This is a genomic window from Nonomuraea sp. NPDC054003 (assembly GCF_055585125.1).
In genome coordinates this window covers 284,287-301,192 of sequence record NZ_JBVJKR010000001.1, presented here as the reverse complement: position 1 = coordinate 301,192, position 16,906 = coordinate 284,287, and the positions used below count along the sequence as shown (strand labels likewise).

At 72.2% G+C, this 16,906-nt stretch carries 16 protein-coding genes; 9 read left to right on the top strand and 7 right to left on the bottom strand.

Annotation, left to right across the window (positions count from 1 at the left end):
* Positions 1-31 precede the first annotated feature (31 nt).
* Positions 32-262 (top strand): DUF7455 domain-containing protein, encoded by a 231-nt coding sequence (locus tag ACZ6YG_RS01175; RefSeq protein WP_148030166.1) that lies wholly within the window; start codon positions 32-34, stop codon positions 260-262.
* Positions 263-942: 680 nt separating this feature from the next.
* Here the strand turns inward: ACZ6YG_RS01175 and ACZ6YG_RS01170 are convergent.
* Positions 943-1,719 carry a GNAT family N-acetyltransferase gene (locus ACZ6YG_RS01170; protein ID WP_466016862.1) on the bottom strand — a complete coding sequence of 259 codons (777 nt, stop codon included), beginning with the start codon at positions 1,717-1,719 and terminating at the stop codon, positions 943-945.
* Between the two features lie 427 nt (positions 1,720-2,146).
* Between ACZ6YG_RS01170 and ACZ6YG_RS01165 the strand changes: the two genes are divergently transcribed.
* Positions 2,147-2,863 (top strand): YaaA family protein, encoded by a 717-nt coding sequence (locus ACZ6YG_RS01165; RefSeq protein ID WP_148030164.1) that lies wholly within the window; start codon positions 2,147-2,149, stop codon positions 2,861-2,863.
* Positions 2,864-2,923: 60 nt separating this feature from the next.
* Here the strand turns inward: ACZ6YG_RS01165 and ACZ6YG_RS01160 are convergent, their stop codons facing one another.
* The 3 genes from ACZ6YG_RS01160 to ACZ6YG_RS01150 all read right to left on the bottom strand — a co-directional run bounded on the left by ACZ6YG_RS01160 (position 2,924) and on the right by ACZ6YG_RS01150 (position 7,684).
* Complete coding sequence (locus tag ACZ6YG_RS01160) at positions 2,924-4,585, bottom strand: RNA polymerase sigma factor (protein ID WP_271279508.1); 1,662 nt, start codon at positions 4,583-4,585, stop codon at positions 2,924-2,926.
* Between the two features lie 241 nt (positions 4,586-4,826).
* Positions 4,827-6,920 (bottom strand): SpoIIE family protein phosphatase, encoded by a 2,094-nt coding sequence (locus tag ACZ6YG_RS01155; protein WP_148030162.1) that lies wholly within the window; start codon positions 6,918-6,920, stop codon positions 4,827-4,829.
* 194 nt (positions 6,921-7,114) lie between these two features.
* The gene (locus ACZ6YG_RS01150) at positions 7,115-7,684 is read right to left on the bottom strand and encodes an HhH-GPD-type base excision DNA repair protein (RefSeq protein WP_271279507.1); all 570 of its coding nucleotides are present in this window, start codon (positions 7,682-7,684) and stop codon (positions 7,115-7,117) included.
* A 153-nt stretch (positions 7,685-7,837) separates the two neighbouring features.
* Between ACZ6YG_RS01150 and ACZ6YG_RS01145 the strand changes: the two genes are divergently transcribed.
* From ACZ6YG_RS01145 to ACZ6YG_RS01115, 7 genes are all read left to right on the top strand, one after another.
* Positions 7,838-8,062 (top strand): hypothetical protein, encoded by a 225-nt coding sequence (locus ACZ6YG_RS01145; RefSeq protein ID WP_148030160.1) that lies wholly within the window; start codon positions 7,838-7,840, stop codon positions 8,060-8,062.
* Between the two features lie 123 nt (positions 8,063-8,185).
* The gene (locus ACZ6YG_RS01140) at positions 8,186-9,682 is read left to right on the top strand and encodes a hypothetical protein (RefSeq protein WP_148030159.1); all 1,497 of its coding nucleotides are present in this window, start codon (positions 8,186-8,188) and stop codon (positions 9,680-9,682) included.
* Between the two features lie 10 nt (positions 9,683-9,692).
* Positions 9,693-10,460 carry a thioesterase family protein gene (locus ACZ6YG_RS01135; protein WP_466016861.1) on the top strand — a complete coding sequence of 256 codons (768 nt, stop codon included), beginning with the start codon at positions 9,693-9,695 and terminating at the stop codon, positions 10,458-10,460.
* Positions 10,461-10,530: 70 nt separating this feature from the next.
* Positions 10,531-11,286: a LamB/YcsF family protein gene (locus ACZ6YG_RS01130; protein ID WP_466017166.1), complete on the top strand. Its 756-nt coding sequence runs from the start codon at positions 10,531-10,533 to the stop codon at positions 11,284-11,286.
* Entirely contained in the window at positions 11,283-11,477 is a 195-nt protein-coding gene (locus ACZ6YG_RS01125; RefSeq protein ID WP_466016860.1) for a hypothetical protein, read from the top strand. Before ACZ6YG_RS01130 ends, ACZ6YG_RS01125 begins: the two co-directional genes overlap by 4 nt.
* Positions 11,474-12,319: a 5-oxoprolinase subunit B family protein gene (locus ACZ6YG_RS01120; protein ID WP_466016859.1), complete on the top strand. Its 846-nt coding sequence runs from the start codon at positions 11,474-11,476 to the stop codon at positions 12,317-12,319. The genes ACZ6YG_RS01125 and ACZ6YG_RS01120 overlap by 4 nt, the downstream gene beginning before the upstream one ends.
* On the top strand, positions 12,316-13,170 hold the full coding sequence (locus tag ACZ6YG_RS01115; RefSeq protein ID WP_148030156.1) for a 5-oxoprolinase subunit C family protein: 855 nt from the start codon (positions 12,316-12,318) through the stop codon (positions 13,168-13,170). Before ACZ6YG_RS01120 ends, ACZ6YG_RS01115 begins: the two co-directional genes overlap by 4 nt.
* Positions 13,171-13,191: 21 nt before the next feature.
* On the opposite strand, the gene ACZ6YG_RS01110 is transcribed toward ACZ6YG_RS01115, so the two are convergent.
* From ACZ6YG_RS01110 to ACZ6YG_RS01100, 3 genes are read right to left on the bottom strand one after another with little or no spacing between them, the layout of a single operon-like run.
* Entirely contained in the window at positions 13,192-14,019 is an 828-nt protein-coding gene (locus ACZ6YG_RS01110) for a PhzF family phenazine biosynthesis protein (RefSeq protein ID WP_466016858.1), read from the bottom strand.
* Between the two features lie 27 nt (positions 14,020-14,046).
* Positions 14,047-15,156 carry a winged helix DNA-binding domain-containing protein gene (locus tag ACZ6YG_RS01105; protein WP_466016857.1) on the bottom strand — a complete coding sequence of 370 codons (1,110 nt, stop codon included), beginning with the start codon at positions 15,154-15,156 and terminating at the stop codon, positions 14,047-14,049.
* 35 nt (positions 15,157-15,191) lie between these two features.
* Entirely contained in the window at positions 15,192-16,880 is a 1,689-nt protein-coding gene (locus ACZ6YG_RS01100; protein WP_466016856.1) for an ABC transporter family substrate-binding protein, read from the bottom strand.
* Positions 16,881-16,906 lie beyond the last annotated feature (26 nt).

Sequence of the window (16,906 nt, the reverse complement as noted above, 5' to 3'; positions counted from 1 at the left end):
GCTTCGGCGGGGGTGACCCGAAAGGCGATACGTGACTGGAGCTCTTGCCCCCGTTAAGCCGCTGACGGCCCTCGACCGCTGCGACCGTTGCGGTGCCCAGGCGTACATTCGCGCGACCCTGCCGGTAGGTGGGGAGCTGCTGTTCTGCGCCCACCATGGGCGTAAGCACATCGCGGCGCTGCGCGAGAAGGGCGCTGACATCCTGGACGAGTCGGCACGTCTCAGCGAAACACCGAAGATAAGCCCCAACGACGAGCGCTGACGTGCTCGCCGTGATGACATAACCACATATATCTCGACAAGACGGCGATCCCGGCTCAACCGGGATCGCCGTCTTGCCTCCACGCCCCAGCCCGCCCTCCGCCCAGAGAGCAGCACGCCCACAGGGCCCACCAGCGGCCACACGCGGCGCACGGCCCCCGGCACCCGCGCACGAACACGAGCGGCTCACGCTCCGGGCTCCCCAAGCCGAGCACGTACGTATGCGCTCCCGCCGCACGAGCACGTACATGTGACACTCCCGCCGCACAAGGCTGGGCATATGACGCTCCCGCCGCACGAGGGCCGGGCGCGCACGCGTTCGCCCCATACGGCCCACATCCCACCTCTGATCGCGAACACGTGCGGCACGCCGGATGCCCGAAACACCCGCACGAGTCACGCACCCTCCGTTCGAAAGCGGACACGCGAGGCGCGTGTGCCGGACGCCCCAGACCGAACCCGTACGAGTCGCGCACCTGCCGTCCGCGACCGGGCACGCGAGTCGTGTGCGCCGGATGCCCGAAACTGCACCCGTACGAGCCCCCCACCCGCCCGGGACCGGACACGAACGCCGCAGACAACGGACACCCCAAACCGAACCCGCACAAATCACGCACCCGCCATCCGGGACCGGACACCCGCGCCGCACACGCCGGACGTCTGAGGCCGATCCCGTACAAATCACGCACCCACCGTCCGCGACCGGACACGCGCAGCACCAGCGTCCGGGGCCGGAGGGCGCGGGTCCGCAGTTGAGCGCACACGGTAGTGATAGCCGCCCTTCCGTTCCAGGCCTTCGCTCCGGTAGAGGTTCCGCGCGGCCGCGTTGCGCTCCGTGACGACCAGGTACGCGCTCCGCACCCCGCTCTCAACGGCCAGGGCGCGCAGCACGGCACGGGCCAGGCCGCGACGGCGGGCCGACGGCAGCGTGGCCATGCAGTAGACGCCGAGCGTGTCGCCCTGCGGCACGCCCCGTCCGACGGCCACCGGAGCCCCGTCCTCCTCGACGGCCGCGTAGAGCGCCGGCACGCCGGTCACGATCCGCTCGGCCGCCTCCAGCCCGGTGCCGTAGCGGCCGTCGACCTCCCACCACGCCTCCAGCCAGCCCCGCCAGGGCCGCGGCTCGACCCGTACCGGCACCGTGGGCTCACCGGAGATCGTGCCGGACATGACGACGGTGGGATCCACCAGCGCGTACCCACGCGCGTCCAGCGCGCGGTCCAGTCCCGGCGGCGCGCCGGCGCCGATCGAGAAGGCGCACGGAGCCCCGCGCTCCGCGTAGAACTCCTCGGCGACCCGGATGGCGGCAAGAAGATCGTCCGGCACGAGCGACTCCCCCACGGCGAGCACCGAGTTGGCCCGCTTCGTCACGCCTCCCGCGTAGCGCAACACCCAGCCGCCGAGCACCCGCCGCTCCCAGGCCGGCCATGCCCCGTCCACCAGAAGATCGACATCCACCCGCGCAGCCTAGCTGACCTGCACCTCCCGCCACCGCCCCCAGCCGGACGCGGGTAACGAAAATCGGCCGAACGGACCCGCACCTCCCGACACCACCCCCGCCCGGACCCCGGTGACGGAAACCGGCCCAGCAGACCTGCACCTCCCGGTACTACCCCCAGCCGGACGCGGGTGACGGAAACCGGCCCAGCGGACCCACACCTCCCGGCACCACCCCCGCCCGGACCCCCGTGACGGAAACCGGCCCAGCGGACCCGCACCTCCCGGCACCACCCCCAGCCGGACCCCCGTGACGGAAACCGGCCCAGCGGACCCGCACCTCCCCGGCACCGCCCCCCGGACGTGAGTGGCGGAAATCGGCCCAGCGGATCGCCACAACCCCCCTGACCAGGCACAGCGGCGATTCACCGCCAGTAAGCTGCGGGACGTGCTCATTCTGCTGCCCCCGTCGGAGGGCAAGGCTTCGGCAGGCGACGGGCCGCCCGTCGGCGACCTGTCGTTCCCCAAGCTCGACCGCCCCCGCAAGCGGGTGCTGAACGCCCTCGTCCGCGCGTCCCGCCGGCGGAACGCCCTGGAGGTGCTCGGGCTGTCCCCCGGCCTGGCACCGGAACTCACGAAAAATCTGGAACTCCAGACGGCGCCGACCCTGCCCGCAGGCGAGCTTTACACCGGAGTGCTGTACGACAACCTGGCCCTGGGCGAGCTCTCCCCCGAGGCCCGGGCCAGGGCCGAGGAGCACGTGCTGATCTTCTCGGGCCTGTGGGGCGTGCTACGGCTCGCTGACCGCATCCCGCCCTACCGGCTGGCCATGGGGGTCAGTCTGCCGCCGATCGGCCCTCTGGCGGCCTTCTGGAGGCCTCTGATCACACCGGAGCTGGAGCGGCTGCCGGGGCTGGTGGTGGACCTGCGCTCCTCCGCGTACGCGGCCGCCTGGCGGCCGGGCTCGCGCGGCGTGTCCGTACGGGTGCTCAAGGGCGGCAAGGTCGTCAGCCACATGGCCAAGGCCACCCGCGGCGAGGTCGCCAGGCGGCTCCTGGAGAGCGGCCTCGCACCGGAGACCCCGGACGAGCTGGTCAAGACCCTGGAGGACCTCGGCTACCAGGTGACGCTCACGGGCGGCAGACTCGACGTCCTCCTGCCCTGAACGCCGGGCAGCGGAAAGGGCACGGCCCGCGAGTGGCCGTGCCCTTTCCCGCGCGTCGACCTAATCGAGGTAGTCGCGCAGAACCTGCGAACGGGACGGGTGGCGGAGCTTGGACATCGTCTTCGACTCGATCTGCCGGATGCGCTCGCGCGTCACCCCGTAGACCTTGCCGATCTCGTCCAGCGTCTTGGGCTGCCCGTCGGTGAGGCCGAAGCGCATCGACACCACACCGGCCTCGCGCTCCGACAGGGTGTCGAGCACCGAGTGGAGCTGCTCCTGCAGGAGCGTGAAGCTGACCGCGTCGGCCGGGACGATGGCCTCGGAGTCCTCGATGAGGTCACCGAACTCGCTGTCGCCCTCCTCGCCCAGGGGCGTGTGGAGGGAGATCGGCTCGCGGCCGTACTTCTGGACCTCGACGACCTTCTCGGGGGTCATGTCGAGCTCGCGGGCCAGCTCCTCCGGGGTCGGCTCGCGGCCGAGGTCCTGGAGCATCTGCCGCTGGACGCGGGCCAGCTTGTTGATCACTTCGACCATGTGGACCGGGATGCGGATGGTCCGCGCCTGGTCGGCCATGGCCCGGGTGATCGCCTGCCGGATCCACCAGGTGGCGTAGGTGGAGAACTTGTAGCCCTTGGTGTAGTCGAACTTCTCGACCGCGCGGATCAGGCCCAGGTTGCCCTCCTGGATCAGGTCCAGGAAGAGCATGCCTCGGCCGGTGTAGCGCTTGGCCAGCGAGACCACGAGGCGGAGGTTGGCCTCCAGCAGGTGGTTCTTGGCCCGGCGGCCGTCTTCGGCGATCCACTCCAGCTCGGCGCGGACGTCGACCGGGAGGCCGTCGCCGTCGCTGGCGAGCTGCTCCTCGGCGAACAGGCCCGCCTCGATGCGCTTGGCGAGCTCGACCTCCTGCTCGGCGTTGAGCAGGGGGACCTTGCCGATCTGCTTCAGATAGTCCTTGACCGGATCGGCGGTCGCTCCGGCGGCGGCGACCTGCGCCACGGGCGCGTCGTCGTCGTCATCGGAGAGGATGAGGACCTCGTCCTCGCTCTTCTCCTTGACCGCCGGGGCCGTCTCGGCCTTCGGCTCGTCCTCGGTGTCGTCGTCGGAGTCGCCCTCAGACTCGGAGTCGCCCTCGGCGACGATCTCCTCGTCGTCGACCTCGATGTCTTCGAGGTCTTCCAGCTCCACGTCGCCGTCGAGCTCGATGTCGTCGTCGTCGACCTCGGACTTGACGCCGTCGGAGGTCTTCTGCTTGGTCTCGGCAGGCCCAGCGCTCTCCGGCTTGGCCTTCTTGGCGGGGGCGCCCTTGACCGGGGCCGCCTTCTTGGCCGCGGGAGCGGCCTTCTTGGCGGGGGCCGGCTTCTTCGGCGCGGGCTCGGCTTCGGCGGTGCCGACGACCGCGGTCACGGTCTCCGGCTGCTGCTCTTTGGCGGCCGCCGCCGTCTTGCTCTTGACGGGCGCGGCGGTCTGGCGCTTTGCTGAACCTCGAGACTTCTTCTTCGGCGCAGCCGAATCCGCGGCGGTCACCACCACGGTCACGCCCTCTTTGCTGAGGTTCCGCAAGAACGCGGCGGCGTGCGACATGGGGATGTCCGCCTCCTCGAAGGCCTGACGGACATCCTCAGACTCGAGGAAACCCTGCGAGCGCCCACGCTCGAGCAGTCGCTGAATGACGGGCTCGTTCAGCTCTTGTGGCTTCGAGCGAGTCGAACTTGCAGGCGACACGAACACCTCTCGAACGAACGCGTGGCGACAATGGACCCAGATGCCCGCTAGGGGGCTGTTGCCTCTCTCGGAGATCGGTGAGGCCGTGCGGACCGCTACGGACCTTCCAGCATTCTGGCACGCCCACGCACTCCATACGGCCACCTCCCGGCGGTTGTCCTCCACCCTAGGCCGACGGAGAGAGTAGTGCGTACGCAAGGGCGGCACTGATACCCGAAAGCAACCCTTATGACTGTTTCATTCAGTCACTCTTCGTGATGGCCGGGACGTGGATGGCCAGCGCAGTAACGTCATCATCCTGTTCATATCCCGACAACATCCCGTCAACCAGGAAATCCAGCAGCATGTGCGGATTTGCCACCACCTCAGGCGGCGCTTCGGTCACAACACTGCAAATCTCTGTCAGGCCGGCGTCCAAGCCACGCTTGCGGTTCTCCACGAGACCGTCGGAGTAGAGCACAGCGGTGTGTCCCGGCGGCACCACGAACCGGAACTGCCGGCGGCTGGTCGGCCAGCCCAGCGGCGTGCCGGGCTCGGCGTCGCAGAGGATCGCCGTGCCCTGCGGTGAGACCAGCACGGGCGGCGGGTGACCCGCCAGGGCGAGCGTGCCCTCGCCGGTGGCCGGCTCGACGACCATGTAGGCCAGGGTCGTGACCTGGTCTTCCTCCTCGGTCGCGTCGAAGACCCGGTCGAGCCCGGCCAGCACCGCGGCGGGCGGCGGGTTGGTCAGCGCCAGCGCCCGCATCGCGTTGCGGATGCGGCCCATCCCGGCCGCCGCCTTGACGCCTTTGCCCATGACGTCGCCCACGACGGCCGCGACCCGCCCGTCCTGCAGCACGAACGCGTCGTACCAGTCGCCGCCGACCTGCACGTGGCGGCTGCCGGAACGGAACCGCTGGGCCAGCTCCAGGCCCTTGACCACCGGCAGGTGGTCGGGCAGCAGGCTGCGCTGGAGCGTCTCGGCGGTGCGGTGCTCGCGCTCGAACAGCGTCGCCCGCTCCACCGCCAGCGCGCACTGACCGGCCAGCGCCTCCAGGAAGACGCCGTCCTCCTGGGAGATCTTCTGCGGCCTGGTGAACGAGAACCGGAGCGCGCCCAGGGCGCGGCCGGCGGCCAGCAGCGGCAGGCCCACCCAGGCCTGCTCGTCGCTGCTGGCGAGGTAGTGGGCGAGCACCTGCTCGTCGCCGCCGGCCTCCAGGAGCTGCATCTTCAGGCTCACCGGCGACTCGGCGAAGACCGGCCTGCGGCTGTTGACGGCCATGGTCATCACGCTGGAATGGGACAGCGGGATCTCCTCGCCGGAGGAGCCGGACGCCTCCGGGATGCCCTCGCCGTTGATCAGCTTCAGCGCGGCGCGGTCGGTGTCGAGCAGCGCGACGGCGGACCGGTCCGCGGCCAGGGCCGTGCGGCCGACATCTATGATGACCTGCACCACCTGCTCGACCGTCAGCGCCTCGGCGAGCTGGGCGGTGGCGCCCTGGAGCCTGGCGGTGCGCAGGGCGGCGGCGCCGAGCTGGTCGGTCAGCCTGCCGCGCATCTCCTCGGCCTCGCGCTGCGGGGTCACATCGGTGTTGGCGCCGACCCACTCGACCACCCGGCCGTGGCGGATGATGGGCACCGCGCGCACCTCGAAGTGGCGGTAGCCGCTGGCGCGGGTGCGCACCCGGTAGTTCCACTCGAACATGGTGCGGCCGCGCAGCGCCTCCTTCCACGCCTCCTCGGTGGCCGGGCGCTCGTCGGGGTGGACGACGTCCAGCCAGCCGTAGGCGAGATACTCCTCCAGCCCCTGGCCGGTGATGGCGCGCCACTGCGGCGCGTCCTCGGCGACCGTGCCGGTGGGCGTGGTGATCCACACGAGCTGGGACTGCGCCTCGACCAGCGAGCGGTAGCGCTCCTCGCTGCGGCGCAGGTCCTCCTCGATCTGGCGGCTCTCGGTCACGTCGAGCCCGACCAGCGTGACGGCCCGCAGCTCGCCGCCCTCGTCGTGGATCGGCGAGAACGACATCGACCAGTGACGGTCGGAGCCCTCGGTCGAGCGGACCCGCAGCCGCCGCTCGGCGACCGGCCCCTCGCTCTCGATGACGGCCTGGACGCCCTGCGTCACGGCCTGGCTGAGGTCGGCGGCGAGCGCCTCCACGGGGGCGCGGCCGGCCAGCCGGTCGGCGGGCACGCCGACAAGATCGCTGAACACGTCGTTGACCCGCTGGATGCGGCCCTCGACGTCGAAGAAGGCGAAGGCGAACTCTGCTTCGGACAGCAGGCCCTTCAGGAGGGCGGAGTCTGAGATGTCCACATCCGACTCCCGGGGACGGGGAACGGAGGTCTCGGCGCTCATGGTCCGTACCTCCGTCGCGTGCCAGGGTCTCCCACGCGGCACATCTCCATAATCGTGTATCGGCGTAGCGCAGCTCCGGGCGACCGGATTCTGCAGTACATCATCGGCGATGGGCATGCGCGGACGGAAGCCCCGGCCGCCATACGGTCAACGCATCCTGTCAAAATCGCTCCACGTTGCGCAGCAAGATCAGGCTACTCGGCCTTCGCCGCCTGCTTGGCAGCCTGCTTGTAAGCACGCACCCGCGCCAGGCTGTCGGCGTCGACCACATCCGCCACCGATCGGTAGGACTCCTCCTCGCCGTACGCGCCGGCCGCCTCGCGCCATCCTGGCGGCCGGACCCCCAGTTGCTTGCCGAGCAATGCCAAAAAGATCTGGGCCTTCTGCTTGCCGTAACCCGGCAGAGCCAGCAGGCGCTTCAGCAACTCTTGGCCATCGGCGGCGTCGGCCCAGATGAGCTCGGCCTTGCCGTCGTACTGCGCCACGAGGTAGGCCGCGAGCTGCTGGACCCGGGCCGCCATCGACTTGGGGTAGCGGTGGACGGCCGGCTTCTGGGCGAGCAGCGCGGCGAACGCCTCGGGGTCATAGGAGGCTATCTCCTCTGCGGTCAGGTCGTGCCCCAGCCGCTCCGAGATGGTCTGCGGACCCGTGAACGCCCACTCCATCGGCACCTGCTGGTCGAGCAGCATGCCGACGAGCAGGGCGAGCGGGCTGCGGCCGAGGAGCTCGTCGGCATCGGCGCGCTGCGTGAGCTGGATGCGCATGGAGACAGCTTCGCACGAAAGCCGCCGCGGAGAAGCGAACACAGTCGCCTCGGAGCCTTGACACTGCCTCGATAAAAGATGAAATGGGAGCGCAAGTCGCCTGCGTCCACTCCTGGGGGTTTGCCCCCCGGTCTCCAGAGGAATTTGACACCTATGCTCGCTCTGGCCACTCGCCTCCTGCGGGAGCCGGTCAGTCTACGGCTGGCCGAAGAGTTCCTCACCGTGCCGGTGGACACCATCGACCGGTGTGTAGCCGACGTGTGCGCGTGCGCGCAGCACCTCGGCATCACGGCGACGCCCGAGATCGTGGAACGCGTCGCGCGTGAGCATCTGCTCGCCATCGTCAACTCCGCACCACCGCCCCGAAGCCATCGATAACATCGAAGTCATCAGGCCGCGTTCTACGCACCGTTTGCGCCTGGAATGCGAGAGAGTGAGGGCGTGCGCCGACACCGACGAGACCCCCGGGAGAGCGTTCCGCCTGACGACGTCTTCAAGGAGATGGTCCAAGCCGCACGCGAGCTGCTCGCCGTGCGGAGCCCGCTCGACGCGGAGCTGATGGTCTCCGACATGATCGGCGCCTGGTGGGGCAGCCGGGTCCGAGGTGGCGACGTCGAGCAGGTGCTCGGTGAAGGGCTGGTCGACTACGCCGCCAAGACCGGCACTCCCGCCTCGCTGACGCTGCTGATCTGCCTGGCCTACCTCGGCACCGCCCGCCAGGGCGCGAAGGCGGAGGGCGCGGCGCTGGCGATGATGGAGTCCGGCGTGGCCAGGCCCGGCTGGGCCGACCGGGTCGGCGCGGTCAAGCCGACCGGCTGTTACGTCTCGCGCGACGCCTACGGCGACCAGGACACGGTGATCTGCACGTTCGGCTACCGGTGGAACGGCGACGAGGCCCGCAACCGGCAGGACCGCCACGCGCTGGTGATGGTCGTCGACTACAACATGTCCGGCATGGCCCGCGACGCCTGGGTGTCCTCCCAGGTCGACAAGCTGCTCGACCAGGCCAGGGCCGAGGCGGCGGGCAACGCGATGCTGCTGTTCGAGGAGATCGAGCCGCAGCAGGCCAGGGCGCTGCTGGAGTCGGCCATGAAGGCCACCGGCGAGCCGAAGACGCCGCCGCCCGTCAGCGACAGCTACAGCGCCTACCACGCCTTCGCGCGGGCGCGGCTCAAGGCGCTGCCGCCGGGGCGCAAGCGGCCGGCGCCGCTCCACATCGAGGCCCCGTACAACAGGGAGCGGCGGGCGATGCTGGCGGCCGAGTTCCTCGCCTCCGACGACGCCGAGCACCTGTCGGACCCGTCGGCCGCCTCCCGGTGCGCCGACCACATCATCGACTACGGGTGCGACCAGGACTTCAGCAGGCCGCTGCGGGTGAGCCCGACCAAGTGCGAGACGTTCCTGCTCGACTGGCTGCCGCGCAAGGTGATGCTGTCGGAGGCCGAGCAGGAGGCGATGCCGCACGTGCTGGCGGCGTGGGCGCGCTTCGCCGCGCACCGCACGGGCCTGCCCGACGAGGGACTGAAGGCCACGCTGGACGCGGTGTGGGAGGCGACGGGCAAGTTCCCCGAGGCGTACCGCGATCCCGCCTCGTTCGGGCTCGACCGGTCGCTGCTGGTGCGGCTGCTGCCCGACGGCGACCTGTCGGCGCTGGCCAGGCGGGCCTTCGCGTTCCCGTTCCTGCAGGGCACCCACAACGGCGTCGACCTCGACCGGCTCAACCCCGCCGACGAGGCCGACCGGCGGGTGCTGCTGGAGATCGACCACGTGGGCGGCATCGACCAGGAACACCTCGCCTGGCACGAGGAGATCGCCACCCGGCTGTGGGAGGGCGACCCGCCGCAGCTGTGGGAGGCCGCCCAGCGCCTGCTCGACCTGGGCCACGACCGCCACGACGTGCTGCACGTGCTGATCGAGATCGCCGAGCGGATCGGCGGCGACCCCGACGAGCTCGCCGCCGCCCTCGACGACATCGCCGACATACCCGACGGGATCTAGGCTGCCCCGTATGGCGATGTACGTCCCCCTGAGCGAAGGTCGCTACCGCGCGACGGAGCACACCCAGGGCCCTTGGGACCCGCGCACCCAGCACCTCGGCCCCGTCACGGCCCTGATCGCGCACGAGCTGGCGCGGACCGCGCCGCGGCCCGGCCTCGATCTGGCCAGGCTCGCGGTGGACGTGTTCGGGCCGGTGCCGGTGGGCGAGCTGGAGGTGCGCACCGAGGTCGTGCGCGACGGCAAGCGGGTGCAGTGCCTGGCCGCGTCCGTCTCCTCCGGCGGCCGCGAGCACGTCAGGGCCACCGCCTGGCGCATCCGCGAGGTAGGGACGCCGGGCACGTCCAGCCCGCCGCCGCCCCTGCCGCCGTCCGAGAGCGAGCCGTCGTGGCTGACGACGGGCTTCGGGTACGGACGCGCGACCGAATGGCGTTTCACCCGCGGCAGCGCGGCGGAGACCGGCCCCGCCACCGCCTGGGGCCGGTCGCGGGTGCCGCTGGTGAGCGACGAGGAGACCACCCCGCTGGAGCGGCTGGCGATGTTCGCCGACAGCGGCAACGGCATCAGCTACGCGCTCGACTTCGACACCCATCTGTTCGTCAACGTCGACCTGGTGATCTCGCTGTTCCGGGCGCCCGAGGGCGAGTGGATCTGCATGGACGCGGAGACCGTCGTCGGCCCGTCCGGGCGCGGCCTGGTCCGTTCCACGCTGTACGACTCGGCCGGCGAGGTCGGCGCGGCTTCCCAGACCCTGTTCGTCGCCCCGCGAGAGGCGTCCTGATAGCGTTTCCGCATGCCCGTGAGGGCGGAATCCGCTCCCTCGGGGGCGCGGAGGAGCCACGATGGACCCCATGGTGATCGACCTCAACGCGGATCTCGGCGAAGGCTTCGGCATCTGGCGCCTCGGTAACGACCTCGCCCTGCTCGACATCGTCACGAGCGCCAACGTCGCCTGCGGCTTCCACGCCGGTGACCCGGTGACGATCAGGCGCACCTGCGCGGCGGCGGTCGACCGGGGGGTGGCGATCGGGGCGCAGGTTTCCTACCGCGACCTGGCCGGCTTCGGGCGCCGGGAGATGGACGTGGAGCCGGAGGAGCTCTGCGCCGAGGTGCTCTACCAGCTCGCCGCCGTCGACGGCATCGCCAGGGCGATGGGCGGGCGGGTCTCGTACGTCAAGCCGCACGGCGCGCTCTACAACCGGGTCTGCCGCGACCGGGAGCAGGCCGCGGCGGTGGTCGACGCGGTGGCCGACTACAACCCCTCGCTGCCGGTGCTGACGCTGCCGGGGTCGGTGGTGCACGAGGTGGCGGCGGCGGCCGGGGTGCCGACGGTCAGCGAGGCGTTCGCCGACCGCGCCTACACCGCCGCCGGCACGCTGGTGTCACGGCGGGCGGCGGGGGCGGTCGTCCACGACGTGGAGACGGTGTCCGCGCGCGCGGTGCGGATGGCGGAGGAAGGGCTGGTGACCTCCGCCGACGGCACCGAGGTTCCGGTGGCCGCCCGGTCGATCTGCGTCCACGGCGACACGCCCGACGCGGTCGCCCTGGCCCGCGCCGTCCGCGACCGGCTCCTGGAGGCCGGTGTGGTCCTGCAGGCGTTCGCATGACACCTCCCGCCCTCGGCCGCGCGTCCGGCGAGACCTCCCGTCGTGGCGGGCGGTTCGCGGGCACCACCCGTACGACGGACGCGCCGCGTCCCGCCGTTCGTCCGGTCGCGGAACTGCCGTCCCGGGTGGCCGCCGCGCGCGGACCGGGCTTCGCCGGGAGTCGTGACGCGGGTGTCGTGGAGCACGCATGATCCGGCGCGCCGGGGAGCACGGGCTGCTCGTGGAGACGGGCGCGCTGGAGGTCTCTCACCGGCTCGACGCGGCCCTGCGCGCCGAGCGGCCTCCGGAGGTGCTGGAAGTGGTGCCGGGACCCGAGACGGTCCTCGTCATGGCCCCCGGCGCCGACCAGTCCAGATTGCGCGGCCTGCTGGAGACGCTGCTGTCCCACTGCCACGACGTCCCGTCAGACGACCAGTCCGTGCGAGACGACACGACCACAACAGCACCCCGCACAGCCCTCGACGGTACGACCGAGCGAACCACCCCCACCGGGCACGACACCGCGACTCCACAGACGACCCCCACCGGGCGCGACGGTACGACCGAGCGAACCACGGGGCGCGGTACGGCTGAGGGGACCACTCCCGCGCCGCTCGACGTTGTGGGCGCGGGTGGGGAGCCGACGGTGAGGTCGGGGGCGGCTCTTGGGGGTGCGGAGGTGTTGACGATTCCTGTGGTGTACGACGGTGCGGATCTGGAGTCGGTGGCGGAGGCGGCCGGGATCTCGGTGGACGAGGTGGTGTCCCGGCACGCCGGCCGGGAGCTGGTGGTCGGCTGGCTCGGGTTCGCGCCGGGCTTCGCTTACCTGATCGGTCTGGATCCGGTGCTGCACGTGCCCAGGCTGGCGACGCCGCGCACGTCGGTGCCGGCCGGGTCGGTCGCGATCGCCGGCCCGTACTCGGCGGTCTACCCGACCGCGTCTCCCGGCGGGTGGCGGCTGCTCGGGCGTACGGACGCGCGGGTGTGGGACGTGTCGGCCGAGCCGCCGACGCCGTTCCGGCCCGGCACGCGGGTGCGGTTCGAGGTCGCATGATCGAGGTTCTGGCGCCCGGCCCGTACGCGACCGTGCAGGATCTGGGCCGGCACGGGTACGCGCACCTCGGCGTGCCGTCCTCGGGCGCGGCCGACGCGGCGAGCCTGCGGCTGGCGAACCGGCTGGTCGGCAACCCGGAGCGGCTGGCGGGCGTGGAGGTCACGTTCGGGCTGGCCAGGCTGCGCTTCCTGACGGGGGCGTGGGCGGCGCTCGCGGGCGCGCCGTGCCCGGTGTCCGGCGCGGCGGGGGCGGGCATGGGGGTGCCGTTCTGGGTGCCGAAGGGGGCCGAGGTGCGGCTAGGCACGCCGGAGTGGGGGCTGCGCACCTACCTCGCGGTGCGCGGCGGCATCGCGGTGGAGCCGGTGCTGGGCAGCCGTTCGACCGACTCGCTGTCAGGGCTGGGCCCGCCGCCGCTGCGGGCGGGCACGGTGCTGCCGGTCGGCCCGGCCGCGGGGCTGGGGGAGATCACGGTGGACCTGGCGCCGCCCGCCGGTCCCCGGCCGCCGGTGCTGCGGGTGCTGCCCGGGCCGCGCGACGACTGGTTCGCCCCCGGGGCGCTGGAGACCCTGTGCGCGTCCCCGTACACGGTGAGCCAGGACAGCAACCGCGTGGGGGTGCGGCTGCGCGGCGCGGAGCCGGCGCGGGCCCGGGCGGGCGAGCTGCCGAGCGAGGGCATGGTGACGGGCGCGGTGCAGGTGCCGCCGAGCGGCCAGCCGATCGTGTTCCTCAGCGACCATCCGCCGACCGGCGGCTATCCGGTGATCGCGGTCGTGTCGAGCGCGGACCTGCCCGTCGCGGCCCAGCTGTGCCCCGGCGACGCGGTGCGGTTCAAGGTCGTGCCCCACCGCTGACGTCAGGTGCGAACCGTGACCTCACAACGTGACCACGCCGGTCACGCAGGTGACCGCGGAGCCGCCCACCCAGACGCCGGTGTCGTCGGCGGAGATCCGGACGCGGCCGGCGCGGCCGAGCGCGGTGCCCTGGCTCGCCGCGTACGGCGCGGTGACGCGGCCGGTGCGCAGCAGCCACTGGGCGAGGGAGGCGTTGAGGCTGCCGGTCACCGGGTCCTCGACGATGCCGCCCTCGTACGGGCAGAACGCGCGCACCTCGTACGCGTAAGGAGAGCCCTCGGGGTAGAGCCCGGCGACGCCGGTGTCGACGGGAAGGCGGCCGGGCCGCAGGGCGAGCACGGCGTCGGCGTCGCGGAGCAGGAGCGCGACCCAGCCGGGCCCGTTGTCGGCCCACTCGGCGTCGGCGATCTCGCCCCGGCCGATGCCCAGCCCGTCGGCGAGCCGCCCGAGCAGGTCTTCGTCGACGGGCCCTGAGCGCAGCAGCGGCGGCGCGGCGAAGGCCAGCCCGGAACCGTCGCGCCGGACGCGCACCAGGCCCGCCGCGCACTCCTGGACGATCATGCCGGGGTCACGGGGCGCGCCGCCGGTCTCCAGCCAGGCGTGGCAGCTGCCGATCGTGGGATGCCCGGCGAACGGCAGCTCGCCCGACGGCGTGAAGATCCGCACGCGGTAGTCGGCCTCGCCGGTGGAGGGCGGCAGCAGGAAGGTGGTCTCGGACAGGTTGGTCCAGTTGGCGAAGCGCCCCATCTCCTCGTCGGTCAGCCCGGCGCCGTCGACCACGACGGCCAGCGGGTTGCCGTGATAGGCGGTGTCGGTGAACACGTCGACCTGGCGGAAGGCTCGTCCCATGCACGCGAGTGTCGCACGGCCGACCGGTCACTCCGTGGTGCGGACGGTCGCGATCAGGGCCTCGACGCGGGCCGCCGCGGCGGCGAGCGGCGGCTCGGGGACGTCCTCGAACAGCTCGGCCTCCACCCGGCCCGCCTCGGCCTTCCAGACGCCGGCCACCCGGCCCCGGTGGACCACGACCGGGGAGATCCAGCCGGCCTGGCGGCTCACCTTGGGCTTGGCGGCGGCCGGGACGAGCGGCGCCAGGGCGCGCGGGGCGCCCAGGATGTACGGGTCGAAGCCGGGCAGCAGGTGGACCTCTTCGGAGGGCCGGGTGGTGGCCAGGTCGTCGAGGTGCTCGGCGAGGGCCAGGAGGGTGCGGCCGTCGCCGGTCTCCACCTCGGTCAGCTCGGGGGCCAGGTCGCGGAACCAGCCCTTGAGCACGGCCTTCCTGGCGACGCCGCCGAACAGCCAGCCGTCGAGCATCTCCGGCGTCGCCGGGCCGTGGGCGCCCAGGAAGGCGCGGACCACCCGGACCCCGGCCTCCTCGGGCGGCGGGAGGGCCCCGGGCCAGCCCGGCAGCCAGGCTCTCGGGGCGACGAAGGTGACGCGGCCCTCGCGGGGCGGGCCGTAGCACAGCTCGCCCAGGCGGCTGAGCGGCTTGAGCAGGGCGCCCCAGCCGGAGCCGAGCGCCTCGCGCAGATGCCGGTCGCCGGTGGCCGCCACGACCGCGTCGACCACCTCTTCCCTGGTCATCGGGCGCTCGCCGAGAATCTTCGGGACGGTGTCGACGATGGCCTCGATCTCGCCCGCGGTGACGCCGTGGCCGCGCTGCCAGGAACCCTTCTCCCAGAAGCGCAGCGTGCTCAGGGCCGCGCAGTGGTCGGCCAGGGTGTCGGCGGGCACCAGGTGGAGGGTGCCGCGCATGATCCACGTCTTGGCGAGCGTGCGATCGGCCCACAGCGCGCGGTCGATCGCGCCGGGGTCGGGCCGGTCGCTCCGCACCGCGACGGCGAGCTGGGCGGAGGACGCCACCTGCGCCTGCACCCCGCAGAGCCGCCGGGCCACCTCCACCGGCCCGCCGTCGCAGGGCTCGCTCACGAACTGACGGCGCAGCCGCCACGCCAGGATCTGCGGCCAGGTCACGGAAGTGGTCACCCGGACACTTCTACCAGCCGCCCCCGACAACGACGTCAGCGCGTGAAGCCGATGTCCTGGTAGCGGAGGTCGTGGAAGCCGCGGGCGCCCACGTTGGCCAGGGTGTCCTTGACCGCCACCACCTGCGGCCGCTGGTAGAGGGGCAGCACGTTGGCCTGCGCCCAGATGAGCCGGTCGGCGGCGTTGACCCCGGCGCGGGCCCTGGCGGGGTCCAGCGCGGCCACCGCGCGGTCCAGCGCGGCGTCGATGTCGTCCGAGCCGGACCGCCCCAGGTTGGCGTTCCAGGTCTTGCCGTCGGGGCTGTTCACGTAAGCGCCGTAGCTGCTCGACACGGGGAACGGGGTGCCGATGTACGCGAACGGCGCGATGTCGAAGTCGCCGGGGATCACGTACTTGGTGAAGAAGTCGTCGCCCGGGACCGCCTGGATGGTCAGCTTGACCCCGATCTTGGCGAGCATGCTCTGCGCCAGCTCGCCTTCCGACTTGCTGAGCTGCGACCCGGCCGGCACCACGAACCGCAGGTCCAGAGGGTCTCCGGCCTTCTTGCGCACGGTCCCGTCCAGCTTCCACCCGGCCTCGTCCAGCAGCCGCTTGGCCCGCTCCGGGTCGTAGGCGCCGAAGCTGCCCGCGTTGTCGCGGTAGCCCTCCTGGGTCGGCATGAAGAAGTGGTTGCCGAGCGGCGTGGCGGGCCAGTCGAGACCCTGGAGATCCGATCGGGCGATGGACATCCGGTCGACGCCGAGCTGGATCGCCTGCCGCACGCGCACGTCGCGGAGCTTCTCGCTGGAACCGTTGAGGGTGAAGTGGCGGAAGTCGGGCCCCGCGGCGAGCCGCACCTGGGCGCCGGTGGCGCTCCTGGCCCTGGCGTAGTCGGGGGCGGACGGCCCGATGTCGGCCACGTCCAGCTCGCCGTTGCCGAACATGCCGGTGAGGGAGTCCTGCTCGGCGGCGCGGTAGACGATCCGGTCCAGCTTGGCGCGGTCCCCCCACCAGGCCGGGTCGCGGACGAGCGTTACGGTCTTGGCGGTCTGGTCGAGCGCGCCCACCTTGAACGGCCCGGCGGTCAGCGGGATCGCGTTCACCCAGGAGGAGTTGAACGCCTCGGCGTTCTCGTTCACGGAGGCGGGCAGCAGCGGGCCGAACAGCGCCTGCCAGTCGCCGAACGGCCGGGTGAACGTCACCACCACCTCGTGCTCGCCCGCGCCCCGCTCGACCTTCGCGATGTCCTGGTAGCCGGTGGCGGAGACGATCCGGAACGCCGGGTCGGCGCCGCGCATGACCTCCCACTGGGCGCGGTAGTCGGCCCAGGTGATCGGCTTGCCGTCGGACCAGCGGGCCTTGGGGTTGAGGGTGTAGGTGACGACCTGGTGCGGGCTGCGGTCGGTGATGCGGGCCTCCAGCACGTAGTCGCGGTTGACCGAGAGCCGGGCGTTGCCGTCGGAGGTGAACGCCGACGGCAGCAGCGCGTTGCTGACCACCGCGGCCACGGCGAGGTTGCCGTCGATGTGGTTGCGGTTCCACTGGGTGGGGAACTCGTTGATGCCCCAGCGCAGCGTGCCGCCCTCCTTCACCTTGTCGCGCGGCTGGAGGTTGATGTCGGACGCCTTGATCGTGTCGTCGCCCTGCCCCGCGCCGGCGGAGGGGCCGCGCGTGCCGCAGCCGGCCTGGGTCAGCGCGAGTACGGCGGCGACGACGAGCCGCACGCCTGTCAACGGGGCTTTCATGGGTGGTTCTCCTCCAATGGGTACGA

What these genes read in the sequence shown, in the direction of transcription:
- ACZ6YG_RS01155 (WP_148030162.1), bottom strand. Translation starts at nt 6,920, where the DNA reads ATGAGCGCCGAGACCTCCGTTCCCCGTCCCCGGGAGTCGGATGTGGAC.
- ACZ6YG_RS01150 (WP_271279507.1), bottom strand. Translation starts at nt 7,684, where the DNA reads ATGCGCATCCAGCTCACGCAGCGCGCCGATGCCGACGAGCTCCTCGGC.
- ACZ6YG_RS01145 (WP_148030160.1), top strand. Translation starts at nt 7,838, where the DNA reads ATGCTCGCTCTGGCCACTCGCCTCCTGCGGGAGCCGGTCAGTCTACGG.
- ACZ6YG_RS01140 (WP_148030159.1), top strand. Translation starts at nt 8,186, where the DNA reads ATGGTCCAAGCCGCACGCGAGCTGCTCGCCGTGCGGAGCCCGCTCGAC.
- ACZ6YG_RS01135 (WP_466016861.1), top strand. Translation starts at nt 9,693, where the DNA reads ATGGCGATGTACGTCCCCCTGAGCGAAGGTCGCTACCGCGCGACGGAG.
- ACZ6YG_RS01130 (WP_466017166.1), top strand. Translation starts at nt 10,531, where the DNA reads ATGGTGATCGACCTCAACGCGGATCTCGGCGAAGGCTTCGGCATCTGG.
- ACZ6YG_RS01125 (WP_466016860.1), top strand. Translation starts at nt 11,283, where the DNA reads ATGACACCTCCCGCCCTCGGCCGCGCGTCCGGCGAGACCTCCCGTCGT.
- ACZ6YG_RS01120 (WP_466016859.1), top strand. Translation starts at nt 11,474, where the DNA reads ATGATCCGGCGCGCCGGGGAGCACGGGCTGCTCGTGGAGACGGGCGCG.
- ACZ6YG_RS01115 (WP_148030156.1), top strand. Translation starts at nt 12,316, where the DNA reads ATGATCGAGGTTCTGGCGCCCGGCCCGTACGCGACCGTGCAGGATCTG.
- ACZ6YG_RS01110 (WP_466016858.1), bottom strand. Translation starts at nt 14,019, where the DNA reads ATGGGACGAGCCTTCCGCCAGGTCGACGTGTTCACCGACACCGCCTAT.
- ACZ6YG_RS01100 (WP_466016856.1), bottom strand. Translation starts at nt 16,880, where the DNA reads ATGAAAGCCCCGTTGACAGGCGTGCGGCTCGTCGTCGCCGCCGTACTC.